The organism is Maridesulfovibrio frigidus DSM 17176, from assembly GCF_000711735.1.
Classification (GTDB): Bacteria; Desulfobacterota; Desulfovibrionia; order Desulfovibrionales; family Desulfovibrionaceae; genus Maridesulfovibrio; species Maridesulfovibrio frigidus.
This window is the reverse complement of sequence record NZ_JONL01000006.1, coordinates 248,492-261,559: the sequence shown is the minus strand read 5'-3', so window position 1 is coordinate 261,559 and position 13,068 is coordinate 248,492. Positions and strand designations below refer to the sequence as shown.

Here is a 13,068-nt window from a genome sequence, read left to right as displayed (position 1 = left end):
ATAATTTCAAAATTTGAGCCGCATCAGTTTCGTTTTACATCGCTTAGAGCGTTTTTTAATATTAAGGAGCTTTTATGTTTCGGTCTATCAGTACTAGAATTTCGTACATGGTTGCTATCATTATAATACTTTCGACTGTGGTTACTCTTTTTTTCATCGATCACACACTTGAAAAAGATATAATGAATGCTCAGGGGCGTACGGCTAGGAACACAATACGGATGGGCCTTCTTTATCTTAAAGAAGGAAAGCAATCGATAGATGACTACCGTAAACAGGCGTATGACAATCGAAAGAGTGCTGTTAAAGATGCAATGAAAATATTTATTTCGCAGTTAGATTCTTATTACGATCTATATCAGTCTGGAATACTTACTGAAAAAGAGGCAAAAGAAGCAGCTTATAAGCTTGCCCGTACAACTCGATATTTTAATGATGACTATTTTTTCATTTATTCTGAAGGTCTTTTAGTTCTCGCGCATCCTGATAGCTCTTTAGATGGGAAAAATTTATCTAATAATAAAGATAAAAAAGGGTATGTTTATGGGCCTGAGATGAAGCGTCTCGGTACTTCTGAGAGTGGTGGATTCATGGAGATTACATGGATTCGCCTTGGATCTACCAAGCCCGTTCCTAAAATTATTTTTATGAAGCCTTTTTCGAAGTGGAATTGGATGATTGGAACCGGAATTTACGTAGATGACATTGAGGAGTCGGTAAAAGCTCAAGGAGAAAGTTTGATAAACAATATGCGAAAAGGTTTCGCGCAGATAAGATTAGCCGAAACAGGGCGATTGTTTATTTTTGACAGTGATAAAAAAGTGATAGTTGCTCCTCTTGGCGCCGGACCTGACTTTGCTGATACTATTAATTTGAATACTGGAAAAACACTATTTCACGACCTTAAAGATGTTGGCCGTCAGGGGCAGTGGAAGTTGGACTATAAGGTGAGGAGAGGGGATGGTAATGAAGTGCTGAAGCAGTCTTTTGTTCAGTTCTTTTCGCCACTTGGGTGGTACGTTGCTTCAACTGTTCCACTGCGTGAAATTGATAACCCTGTAAAGTCATTGGTTTTTAAGCAGGGAATTATTAGTTTCGTTATTTTGATTTTTGCTTTTGGTCTTATTTATTATTTTGTTCGAAAAATTTGTTTGCCAATTCAGAATGTTTCTCAGGTTGCATTCCATGTTTCTCAAGGTGATTTGAAGGAAGCTAAAAACGTTTTTCTAAATAAAATTGATCCTGATTATTTAAGGCGTATCACTTCCTTCGAGAGCTTTGAGGACAGCAATCATAAATTTGATGAAGTTGACCATCTTGTGAAGTCATTTCATACTATGCTTAACACTTTAAATTCTTTGGTCAGTCAGGTGCAGCAATCTGGTAAGATGGTCACCGGTTCCGCTTTGAAACTCGGATCGGCTATTGGTCAGCTTGAAGTCGCCGTTGAAAATCAGGCTATTGCAACTCAGGAGCTGGGGAGTACTTCTCGCGAAATTTCTGCGACTTCTACGGAACTTGCCCGCACTATGAATGAATCTACCGGAGTAGCCATTACCACCGCAGATCTAGCAAATCAAGGGCTTCTTGATCTTGGTGTTATGAGTCAAAGTATGGAAACCATGCGTGATGCGTCTGGTGGTATTTTTTCAAAACTTTCTGTCATTAATTCAAAGGCCGCCAATATCAGTTCTGTTGTAACTTCTATTTCAAAAATATCGGAGCAGATAAACTTGCTATCTTTAAATGCCGCAATTGAGGCAGAGAAAGCAGGGGAATTTGGACAGGGATTTTCGGTTGTTGCCAGGGAAATTAGAAAGCTTGCAGATCAAACGGCCATGTCGACTCTTGATATCGAAAAAATTGTGGCAGAGATGTTATCAGCTGTTTCTTCAGGAGTTATGGAAATGGATAAATTCCGTAAGCAAGTTGATACAGGGGTAAGTAATGTTGAAGTTATGGGCGATGGAATATCTGGTGTTGTCGATCAGGTTCGCTCTCTGACACCTCAGTTTGAAGCTGTGAATGAGGGAATGCAGAATCAAAGTGAAGGAGCTGAGCAAATCAGCAAAGCCATGATTCAGCTAAGTGAAACATCTATACAGACTAAAGATGCTTTGGAAGAATTCATGTCCATAACGGATCAGCTTTCAACTTCTGTGGATAGTCTGGAGGCCGAAGTCGCAGTCTTTCGTGTAGAAAACGAATCCTAATCAGTCTTCGGAATTAAGAAATTTATTAGCTGAATAGCATCCATTTATGCATTAGAAACATGTCCAGATCGCCTGTTCTAATGGGGATTTGTCGAACTTACTTACTGGGACCCAAGCAATTCTGACAGGAAGCCTCCTGCGTAGTGGGAGGGTATTCTTTCTATACCTAAATATTCAGGGAAATTGTCTTTAAATTTAGGAGCAAGCAACCTGCTTAGGTTCAGTGAATCTGTTAAAAGTTTAAAGCCACATTGCGGTTTCTTGTACATTATTTTGAAACGCATTGGTTGTGCCGCCGAAGATGGGTGATCAAATGCATAAAATAACTCAAAAAAAGAGTTATCTTGATTTTGCGAATCCTTTTTTACTTTAAGAACTATTTCCTGATTAAGGGCAAGTGGCATGAGCCATGGCAGGTAGTGAAGTGATGACCGCTTTAGGGCGCTGTTTAGTTTTGAAACGCATTCCAGTGTTTCAAAATAGAGGATTAAGCTTTTAGTGTCATCTTCAAGAACTTGTAAAAAATATGTCAACTTGTCTGTGTTTGAGACAGCATGCTGCGTGTAAGATTTATTAAGAATGCTTCGTGATTGAGCTTCAAAAGCGGCCCTTTTTGCTACGAACTCTCTAGTTATATCAGTTGGATTAATGAAACATCCACCCTGACTTAGTTCATCAGCACTTATCTCTTTTAAAATAATGTCCGGGTATAGTTGCTCAACAAGAAATATCAACGAGTCGCCCGGGTTTGGGGATGACGAAATGTTTGCCAGCAATGTCTGGTCATTTACTTCTACCCAACCTAGCTTTTGATTTTCCCATTTAAGAAGCCGCCCATGAAGGACTTCGCCTACTTTATATTTCTTTCTAAAAATATCTATGCGTGATGATCCTGAATTACTGCTGCCGTAGCTTGAGTTGCCGTATTTTGAAATCTTCATGCTATTAATCAGTTATATTGATCAAGAATAAGTTCAACTTCTTCTGTGGATAAACCTGTCGCTTTTGCTAATCGGCTTACGCTTTTACCCTCTTTATGTCCGGTGATAATGATCTGTCGTAAAAATTGGGGGGAGCGCGAAAACTCTTCAGCCTGCGCTAGAATTTTTTTAAGCTTCTTGGTTTTATTATCAAGTAATTGATCGAGATGGGCTAATTCCAGCTGTCTTTGTTCAAATGTCGAAATAATTTCACTTTCAAGCTGGGCGTTGAAATGAAGTTTGTTGATAAACTCTTCTTGCTTGGATTGAAGTTGATTCACGAGAGATTCAGATTTTCTCAGTCTTAAAAAGAAAAAGATGATTGCAATAAGCAGTACAATTTCTGTGATGGAGAAGAATATTAAGAGGAATATAGTCATTATGAATCAGCTTTTCGGCCATCCGAAGGTTTTAGTTTGATTGTGAATTATATTTTAACGTTAATTATGTTTCCGGACCATGGGGACGATTTCGGTTCTTCTTCAGACTTGGATTCTTCTTCTTTTTCTTTTCTCTTACGGGATCTGGCTTCTTGCTTGGTATTTTTTTGCTCGTCATCTTTAATTTGATGAGATCCTTCATCCTTATCTATTTTTTGGATCTGCTTTTGCGAATCTTTATTGTGCTCCTGTTCGGCAGGATTTATCACTAGAATTTGCTGCAGCTCCGATTTGCTTATTTCGGAGTTTGAAATTTTTTGGACGTTAGCCAATTGAGATATGGTTAATGGAAGGTCGACTGGGCCTGGCATAACTACCTCACAAGGTATTTTTCAAATAAAATTGTGTCGAATTGACCTGCATTTAAATATTGGTTGATAACCATAAGCAGGTCTTTTTTAAGTGTCTCTGCATTATTCTTATCGGATAAAAACTGCAAATCTTTATTTTTGAGGTAGTAGTAAACCGCATCCCGCAGTATAAGTGTTTTTCTGCCGTACTCCCCTACAATTTTTTCGTCAGTAGTTGTCATTGCAAATCTGGCTACAAGAAAGCGGATGTTTCCCTTCTCATCTTTCTGCTCAACCCAGAAAGGGTCTAGTCTTAGCAATGTAACTCCAGGTTCTTCTGGAGGTGGTGGAGGGGCTTCTATCGGAACTTCTTCGGTGATTTCTTCTACAGGGGCAATCTCTTCCGGGGCGTCGGTGAAAAGGAATAGTTTTACAATAATTACAGTCAGTAATAAAATTATAACTGCTATTCCAATGATGATGGCCTTCTTTGGAAGTGCTCTTTTCTCTTTAGGAGCCTCTTCAAGCGCTTCTAGCTCTTCCGGCTCTTCATCCGGCAGGTCATCTTCGTCATCTTCGTCTTCAAGAAATGGGGCATCGTCAAGGTCGAGATCAACCTTTTGAGTGGCCTTGCTCGGGGTATCAGGTGACTGGAGTTCCTCCTCGGAATCGTCACTGTCATCTACTGCGAGGAAGATCATGCATGTAACCCTTTGATGAAGTCTTGGCTCTTACTAGGACTTATCTAATGAATAGTAAAAAATATTCAGCGGGGATTATTAAATACCCGCTGAATATCTGGATCAGCTATTCAAAAATCTTGTTGATTTTCTGTCCGAGAGTGTCAGGTGTGAAAGGTTTAACAATGTAGTTTGAAACCTTTGCCTGAACAGCTTCAATGATGTTTTCCTGCTGTGCTTCAGCAGTAACCATCAAGAATGGAAGATCAGAAAATTCTTCGCTAGCTCTAACTTTGCGCAAAAATTCAATTCCGGTCATCTGGGGCATATTCCAGTCAGAAACGATAAATTCAATGCTATCGTCTTTGTTGAGGAGTTCCCATGCGGTTGTTCCGTCATCAGCTTCAACAATATTAGTGAATCCGATCTGACGCAAAATGTTTTTAATGATGCGGCGCATAGTCGCGAAGTCATCTACAACAAGTACTTTCATAGAGTAATCAATGGCCATTAGCTTCTCCTTAAGGTTCCGAATCGTATTTTTCTTGGTACATTTTTTTTAATTTTATCAAAGCTTGCGAGTGGAGTTGTGAAACTCTTCCTTCAGTAATTTCCATTACCTCAGAAGTTTCTTTCATATTCAATTCCTCTCCATAATAAAGAGATAATACCAGTTTTTCCCTTGGCGTCAAATTATCAATGAGATTTGCAACCTTGTCCACTGTTTCTTCAAAAACAGCGGCTTCGTATGGCTCATTATCATATTGTGCGTCACTACTGCTAGGGATATTGTCATTGAAAGCGTCTAGACTTATGCAGAATTGAGTTTGTAATGCCTCAAGACCCTGCTGAACTTCTTTCGCTGAAAAACCCGTTGCATCCTGGATTTGCTCACTTGTTGGCTTGATTCCAGTTTCGTGCTCCAAATCCCTTATGCTGCTTTCAATGGTTTTGACTTTCTGGCGAAGGCCGCGAGAAAACCAGTCCAAACGCCTTAGTTCATCGAGCATTGCTCCTTTGATCCGGCTTTCAGCATAAGTTTCAAATTTTATTTTTAGTTCAGGGCGAAATTTTCCCAGAGATTCAACAAGCCCCATACTTCCTGCACTGATGAGCTCCCCAAGTTCCACGCTTTGCGGTAATTTGGATTTCATTCTGAGTGCAATAATACGGATTTTTGGAGAATAATGCCGTACGATCGCCTCTTTATTAGAGGACGAAAAATCTTCCCAAGCAGTTTTACCGGACTCTAGTTTAAGCCACGGACTGTTCTTGGAAGAGGAGTTTTTTCCAGAAGAACTTAATATTTCCATCTAGTTCGGAGGTGGATTTCCATGTTGTAATTTTTTTTGCAGTTTCCGCGATCTTCATACATGCAGGACTCGAGGGAGCTAACTTGCACAACGGTGTCTGCTGAATAACGGCATCACGCATTTTAGGGTCACGGGGGATTACGCCCGTTAACTCAAGCGATACTCCGCTGAGAAAATGATCACATGCCATATAGAGTTTCTTAAAGACCTCTTTAGCTGTGGCCATATCAGGTGCCATGTTCACTAGAACTTTAAATCTATCCACTCCGTGGTTCAGCTTCATCACTTTAATTAACGCGTATGCATCAGTAAGGGATGTGGGCTCCGGTGTTAGTACCAGAAGTCGCTCCTGAACAGCAAGGTTGAAGTAGAGAACGTTTTCGTTGATACCAGCTCCGGTGTCAACAATTAGATAATCTATTTCATCTTCGAGGTGGTCCATTGCATCCAGTAGGTCAAGTTTTTGTCCTGTGGATAGCGAAACCATATCACTGATTCCTGATGAGGCAGGCAGAATATCAAATCCGAACTCGGTTCTATGAAGAACCTCTTTGATGCCTACCCCGTCGTGGAACAGGTGGAAAAGGTTGTACTTTGGTGCAATTCCGAGAATTACATCAACATTGGCCAGTCCTAAGTCCGCGTCCAATAATATTACCTTCTTGCCCATGCGACTGAGGTTGCATGCCAAGTTTACGGAAATATTTGTCTTGCCTACGCCTCCTTTGCCGGAGGTGACCGAAAAGACCATGGGAAGATTAGAACTCATTTACATCACCTGTATATATTTAATAACTGTTGTTTACGTTGCTAGCGAGTTTTATGCAACGAGTATCGCGCCCTAATTTGCTTAAAAACCTAATAAATTTCGAAATTTTGTTAACTAAACTGCTTTTGCAAACTCAATTTTCTCATTTTTGGGAAGCTGATGCTTAAAAATTAGTCTCCAAAAATCTTTTGCAACTGCCGATTTAAGGCTATTTCTAAGTCCGGATCCGTATGAGAGGAGAGAGACGGGAAGTCCACTTTCATGAGACATATTAACCAAAGCACCGTATGCGCAAGACTCATCAAGCTTAGTCCAGATCAGGCTCTTCAGTTTTACAGACTTATATTTTTTTAGAAACGCAGTGTATTGAGCCGGAGCGAAGTAGGGGTTCAGTACCAAATGAACAGCTAAGTCGCATGCTCCGTTCAGGCCGCAGACTCCAAGCCAAGCATCGAGTTCTGCATTTCCTGAAAGTCCGGGGAGGTCGATAAACACTTTGTCAAAATTATGGCTTTCACCCATGAGTGTTGCAAAATCTTCTCTTGTTGCGAGATCTCTGAATTCAAGTCCTGAAAGATCTGCGTAATGCCGCAGTACAAGTCTTCCTTTGCCTTGTCCTTGGTCTGCAGAAGCTACGCATATACGTGCTCCCGGATTAGCCTTCTTTTCTCTCAGGGCGAGCCTGATGATTGTAGAAGTTTTTCCTACTCCGTGCGGGCCAGCCAGAGCGTGAAATTTTTGAGGCCAGTTTTCGTTGTCGAAAGGGCAAACCGGTGCAATGGTTTCAAGGACAGGTAGAATGGCTTTTGAAGCATCCTGTCTGAGTTCGTGAAACAAACTCATAATGACTTTGCCTTCAACCCCTTCGCGCTCGAGATATTCTAGAGCAAGGCGTTGACGGGGGGCAAGCAGGTTAAGGTTCATCTGCGGCTTTAGAAGAGCCATCATGTGACCTTTAATCTGGTTCCATTCTTGGTTCCATTCGGGGATGTTATTCATAGCTTCCCCGATAACGTCATCTCTGGTGGCCTGCGGCTGGACAGGGGCTTCCTGACCTTCAACGCCGACCATGATTTCGTGGATTTTACGCCCACTTTCCTCGACTGACTTATTGCTGAGGATTACTGCACTGTCTCCGAATTCCGCTTTTATTTCGGCGAAAACGGTTGCTGTGCTGCTTCCTCTGAATGTTTTTACCCGCATATTACCAACCCTTTTTAGAACTCTACAACACCGGCTGACATGATTCGAATACTAGCAGGAATCTCAGCCTGAGATATTATAGGTATAGTAGGCAAGAACCGTACCATCAGTTGTGCTAAATGGCTTCGCATCTGGGGAGCACATAATACGACCGGCTGACCGTCAGTATTTAGTACATTATCAGCGGCGGCACTAATGGATTGAATTAACTGCTGAGCAGCCCCTGGGTCAAGTGCTAGGAACCCACCATTTTCAGAAGATCTAATGGACTCGTTAAGCTTTGTTTCAATATTAGGACCGAAGGTCAATATTGGTAAACTTCCGTCACTTGCAAGATAAGGCTTAATAATTGTTCTACTCATGTGAGAACGGACATATTCAGTTAGCTGAACAGGGTCCTGAATCGACGGTCCGTAGTCAGCCAGAGCTTCTACTACTGTCAGCATGTCACGTATAGAGACATTCTCTTTGACAAGGTTCTGAAGCACTTTCTGCACGATTCCAAGGTGAAGCACATTCGGAACGAGATCTTCAACTGCCTTAGGAGCGCGTTTCGCGAGGTTGTCCAGAAGTTCCTGAGTTTCCTGTCTTCCGAGGAATTCGCCAAGGTTACGGCGGAACACTTCAGTAAGATGTGTTGCAATAACTGTTGATGGGTCAACAACTGTGTATCCAGCAAGCATTGCCTCTTCTTTCTGGCTGTCAGGAATCCAGATGGCCGGTAGATTAAATGCCGGTTCAACTGTTTCAACACCCTTGATTCTGTGTTTCGCATCGCCTGGATCCATTGCAAGCTGATGATCAATGAGTATTTCAGATGAGGTAATAACGTTACCCTTAATGAGTACTCGGTATTCACCTGGCTTGAGCTGAAGATTATCACGCAGGTGCAGTGACGGAACAATGACACCCATATCCAGAGCAAATTGGCGACGTATAGAGCGAATGCGTGAAAGAAGGTTTCCGTTTTGTTCTTCGTCCACCAGCGGGATGAGTCCGTACCCGACTTCGAGTTCCAACTGATCCAATGGTAGTAGGGCTTGCACTTCTTCGGGACTGTCGAGAGATGGAGGTGCGTTCTTGTCCTTCTTTTCCTTGGCAACCAGAGCGTCCTTTTCAGCTTCCTCATCACGTCCGAGTGTTGAGAGAGCGAAAACAAGTCCAGATAGGAAGAGGAATGGTATTGTAGGCATTCCCGGTACTATACCGAAGATTACGAGTATTGCTGATACCAGTTTGAGAGCGCGTGAGTGGTAGGTAAGCTGACCGAGGAATTCCTCACCCATCTTAGCTTCTGCTGCTGCGCGTGAAACGATGATACCTGCTGCTGTTGAAATAATAAGTGAAGGGATTGTAGAAACGAGACCATCACCGATGGTTAGTAGTGTGTAGGTCTGAGCTGCGTCTGACCAGTGCATTCCTTTTTGAAGGACACCAATCAGAATTCCGCCGATGATGTTTACAAAAGTAATCATCATACTGGCGTTAACATCCCCCTGTACGAACTTACCGGCACCATCCATAGCACCGTAGAAATCAGCCTCACGTCTGATCAGGGTTCTTTGATCCTTGGCTTCCAGTTCGTCAATCAGGCCGGAGTTAAGATCAGCTTCAATCGCCATCTGCTTACCGGGCATAGCATCGAGAGTAAATCTAGCAGCTACTTCAGCAATACGCGTTGTACCCGCGACGATTACTTTCTTATTCAGAATGAAAAGGATGAGGAAGATAACAACACCGACGATGTAGTTACCACCGACAACAAATTCACCGAAACTCTGAATAACGCTACCAGCTGCCGATGTCCCTTCGTCTCCGTGCAGTAGAATCGCACGGGTGGTCGCAACGTTAAGAGCTAGTCGCAAAAGAGTTGTGACCAGCAATAGGGATGGAAATATCGAAAATTCTAGAGGTGACTGCATAAACATGGATGTAATGAGAATAATCAATCCAAGTGAAATGCTGACTGTGAGCATGAAGTCAATTATCATGGTGGGAAGTGGAATAAGCATGACGAATAGTATTATTACTACGCCTGCTGCAAGAAGAAGATCGCCGTGTTTGGCAAATCTATCGTAATTTATATTAACTGACTTTGATACAGCCATGATTTTGACACCCCTTTCAGGTCTTTACATTGAGGCTACTCTAGCTCCGGAAGTAGCCTGTGAGCCCTTTATCTGCGCTTGAAACTGTTAAGTTTGGCGAGGATGGCGGCTACAGCCTGGTACAATTCTTCCGGAATTACGTCACCGATCTCAACCTGTTTATACAAAGCCTGTGCCAAAGGTTTATTTTCGCGGATGGGGATGTTGTTTTCGCGAGCAACTTCTTTAATTTTTTCAGCAACTAGATTCATCCCTTTGGCTAAAATCATTGGGGCTGGAGCTTGTAAGGCGTCGTATTTGAGGGCAATAGCGTAGTGGGTCGGGTTGGTAATAACAACATCAGCATTCGGAATGTCTGACATCATTTGTTTTTGAACCAGTGCCATCATTTTCTGTTTCATCTGCATTTTAACTTGAGGGTCACCCTCAGCCTGCTTTCTTTCGTCTTTGACTTCATCTTTGGTCATCTTGAGATTTTCTTGATAATCCCAACGAGTATACACTAAATCAATTATGGCAATGACCATCATAGGGAGCATTGCGTAGGTTGCCATTTTATATCCTACTTCAAGCATATAAGTTGCAAGTCTGTGTGCATCTGAGTGAAAAAGAGGAAGAAAATTAGGCATTTCTTGCTGAATTACAATATATGGTGCAATGCCAACCACAACTGCTTGCAGGAGACTTTTAGCTAACCTGATTAGAGTTTGAACGTCTAAGAAAAGTTTTTTTATGCCAGCAAAAATGTTGAACATTTTTGCAAATTTGGGTTCAAATACTTTCGTCGACCATAGACTGCCTACTTGAAGTCTGACTGTCAGGTAAGCAACAAAAGCAATAAAAAGAAAAAGAGGAAGCAGTATTATAGCAAGCTTCTGTGAACACCAGATGAAAAGAGTATAAACGGAGTTTGGATTTAATTCGGAAAACAGTCCTTTGGTTAGGAACCAATGGAATATCTCATAAAATTGCTCATAGTAAAATTCCATGAGATATCTTAGACCTAGAACTCCAGCCAGAAGAGTCATGGTTTTACCCATTTCCTGACTTTTAGCTACACTTCCTTCGCCTCTTGATTTCTTTACCCGCTTGGGCGTCGCTTTCTCGGTTTTACTTGGATCGTCTTGCATAAGACACCTAGTTAATCGGAGGCAGATCTAGTGGGCTGGCTGCCTTAATGACGTTTAGCAAGTATGCAGGAAGTCCATGGACGAATTCAGCGATAAAGATTGATAAAATTGTGAAGACCATACTCAAGAAAAAGAATCCGACCATAATCTTAAGGGGAAATCCGAGCATGAGCACGTTCATTTGCGGCGCCATTTTACTGATCAATGCAAGCGCAAGGTCGACAACAAAAATAGACGCAATAAGCGGTGAAGCTACTTTTACGGCCAGAACAAAAAGTTGTTTCGAAATGGTCATGATTTGAGTCACTAGTGTAGCGTTTATAAATATTTCTCCCGGGGGGATGTATTTAAAACTGTCGACTAGTCCGGATATCAAATAGAGATGCCCATTGAGGCTTAGGAAAACCAGAATAGAACACATGTAGAGAAAATGGGCTGTAACAGCTTCATTTACCCCTGTCATGGGGTCTAGAACGTTGACCATAGACAAGCCCATTTGCACACCGATAAAGTTGCCGCCCGTTTGAATTGCAGAAAAAATTACGTGAACAGTGATCCCGAGAGTTAGTCCAAGAATTAATTCCCCGAGGATCATTATTGCGATGTTGTAGGCATTCGCCGGCATGAGAGCTCCATCAAATGAAACCTGCGGCCAGATGGCAATTGTCAAAACAATGGAAAGAGCTGCTTTGACCGGGTTCGGGATTGAGTTTGCTCCATAAAAAGGTAGCATAAACAGCAGTATACTTACCCTAAAAAAGGTAAGGTAGAAGCTCATAAGATCGCTTGGATTGAAGTTGAAAATATTCATGCTGTTCTCTTTTTAATGGGCAATGCAAGAAAGGACCCATTGTTTAAATCACATTATCACCAAGATTGAAATAGGGCAAAGGGTGTCAGGGTGTTATCTAAATATTTAAAGGTTGCGTGAACCAATAAAAATGCCCGTTAGGAGTATTTCCTTACGGGCATTTAGATTTAGCAATTAATTACTGGAAATTAATTCAGGATGTAACGCATAGGGCTTACGGGAACTCCGCCTAATCTCACTTCATAATGAAGGTGAGGTCCTGTTGAGCGTCCTGTGTTACCGGCGTAGCCGATAAGCTCACCGCGTGTAACTACTTGACCCTTCTTAACAGTAGGGCGTTTTAAGTGAGCATATCTAGTAGAAAGGTTAGCTCCATGGCTCATCTTAATCATACGACCATAGCCACCTTGTACTCCAGCAAATGAAATAGTTCCCTGAGCCGGTGCGTAAATGGGCGTTCCAGATGGGCAGGAAATATCAATTCCTTTATGGTATTCACGTTTGCCTGTAAAAGGAGAACTTCTCCATCCGAAAGGCGATGTCACCCAGCCTTCAAGAGGCCAAATGGATGGGGTGGAATCCAGAGCATCCTGCTTAGAACGCATAGAATGGATAATTTCCTGCTGCCTAACTTCTTCAAGTTTTGCTTCGGTGCTCAGCTGTGCAAGAAAGTCATGCATTTTGCGAACAAGCAACTCTTGTCTATAGAGAGGAAGGTAATTTTTTGAGAAGTCAGGATCTGTTGACCCACCTTTAGGGGCTACGTTTTGAACTTTTCCTTGATCCAGATTTATCATTACACGGAGTTTGGAATCAAAGTTTCTAACTCTGTCCAAGTCCTGTGAAATGTTTTGCATTTTTTGAGAAAGAGACAGTAGTTGAGCCTTTTGCTCTTGAACAGCCTTCTCTGAGTGGGCGAGGTTTTTTTCTAAACCTGAATAATTTTCGTAATACTTCCAAAGTAATACGTTGCCACCAGCCAGTCCTGCGACCAGTGTGAAGGCAAAGAAAAATAGCCAACCTCTGATCTGGAATTTACGAGCATTGTCGCATGGATTCTTAAATATAACTATGTGGTATTTTTTGAATAGCATGGTTTCCGTCGGCCTATTTATTTGAGGTTGTATTTAG

13 protein-coding genes are annotated in these 13,068 nt (G+C 41.9%); 1 reads left to right on the top strand and 12 read right to left on the bottom strand.

Features of this window, described 5'->3' with window-relative positions; translation table 11 throughout:
* Window positions 1-74: 74 nt before the first annotated feature.
* Window positions 75-2,213, top strand: coding sequence for a methyl-accepting chemotaxis protein (locus tag BR06_RS0113290; protein ID WP_031483849.1), 2,139 nt, complete (start codon window positions 75-77; stop codon window positions 2,211-2,213).
* Between the two features lie 101 nt (window positions 2,214-2,314).
* Here BR06_RS0113290 and BR06_RS0113285 read toward each other — a convergent pair whose 3' ends face one another.
* The 12 genes from BR06_RS0113285 to BR06_RS0113230 form a co-directional block, all read right to left on the bottom strand.
* Window positions 2,315-3,154: a hypothetical protein gene (locus BR06_RS0113285; RefSeq protein WP_031483847.1), complete on the bottom strand. Its 840-nt coding sequence runs from the start codon at window positions 3,152-3,154 to the stop codon at window positions 2,315-2,317.
* 8 nt (window positions 3,155-3,162) lie between these two features.
* Window positions 3,163-3,573: a hypothetical protein gene (locus BR06_RS0113280; RefSeq protein WP_031483845.1), complete on the bottom strand. Its 411-nt coding sequence runs from the start codon at window positions 3,571-3,573 to the stop codon at window positions 3,163-3,165.
* 47 nt (window positions 3,574-3,620) lie between these two features.
* Window positions 3,621-3,944: a hypothetical protein gene (locus BR06_RS0113275; protein ID WP_031483843.1), complete on the bottom strand. Its 324-nt coding sequence runs from the start codon at window positions 3,942-3,944 to the stop codon at window positions 3,621-3,623.
* A gap of 2 nt (window positions 3,945-3,946) precedes the next feature.
* Window positions 3,947-4,624, bottom strand: coding sequence for a flagellar basal body-associated FliL family protein (locus tag BR06_RS0113270; protein WP_031483841.1), 678 nt, complete (start codon window positions 4,622-4,624; stop codon window positions 3,947-3,949).
* A gap of 106 nt (window positions 4,625-4,730) precedes the next feature.
* Window positions 4,731-5,114: a chemotaxis response regulator CheY gene (locus tag BR06_RS0113265; protein ID WP_031483839.1), complete on the bottom strand. Its 384-nt coding sequence runs from the start codon at window positions 5,112-5,114 to the stop codon at window positions 4,731-4,733.
* 10 nt (window positions 5,115-5,124) lie between these two features.
* Window positions 5,125-5,916, bottom strand: coding sequence for a FliA/WhiG family RNA polymerase sigma factor (locus tag BR06_RS0113260; RefSeq protein WP_031483837.1), 792 nt, complete (start codon window positions 5,914-5,916; stop codon window positions 5,125-5,127).
* The gene (locus BR06_RS0113255) at window positions 5,858-6,685 is read right to left on the bottom strand and encodes a MinD/ParA family protein (protein ID WP_031483931.1); all 828 of its coding nucleotides are present in this window, start codon (window positions 6,683-6,685) and stop codon (window positions 5,858-5,860) included. The genes BR06_RS0113260 and BR06_RS0113255 overlap by 59 nt, the downstream gene beginning before the upstream one ends.
* A gap of 114 nt (window positions 6,686-6,799) precedes the next feature.
* On the bottom strand, window positions 6,800-7,888 hold the full coding sequence (locus tag BR06_RS0113250; RefSeq protein WP_031483835.1) for a flagellar biosynthesis protein FlhF: 1,089 nt from the start codon (window positions 7,886-7,888) through the stop codon (window positions 6,800-6,802).
* Window positions 7,889-7,902: 14 nt separating this feature from the next.
* On the bottom strand, window positions 7,903-9,996 hold the full coding sequence (gene flhA, locus BR06_RS0113245; protein WP_031483833.1) for a flagellar biosynthesis protein FlhA: 2,094 nt from the start codon (window positions 9,994-9,996) through the stop codon (window positions 7,903-7,905).
* Window positions 9,997-10,064: 68 nt separating this feature from the next.
* Window positions 10,065-11,126, bottom strand: coding sequence for a flagellar biosynthesis protein FlhB (gene flhB, locus BR06_RS0113240; protein ID WP_031483831.1), 1,062 nt, complete (start codon window positions 11,124-11,126; stop codon window positions 10,065-10,067).
* Window positions 11,127-11,133: 7 nt separating this feature from the next.
* Complete coding sequence (gene fliR / locus BR06_RS0113235) at window positions 11,134-11,937, bottom strand: flagellar biosynthetic protein FliR (RefSeq protein WP_031483828.1); 804 nt, start codon at window positions 11,935-11,937, stop codon at window positions 11,134-11,136.
* Between the two features lie 188 nt (window positions 11,938-12,125).
* Entirely contained in the window at window positions 12,126-13,031 is a 906-nt protein-coding gene (locus tag BR06_RS0113230) for a M23 family metallopeptidase (protein ID WP_031483826.1), read from the bottom strand.
* Window positions 13,032-13,068: the final 37 nt, after the last annotated feature.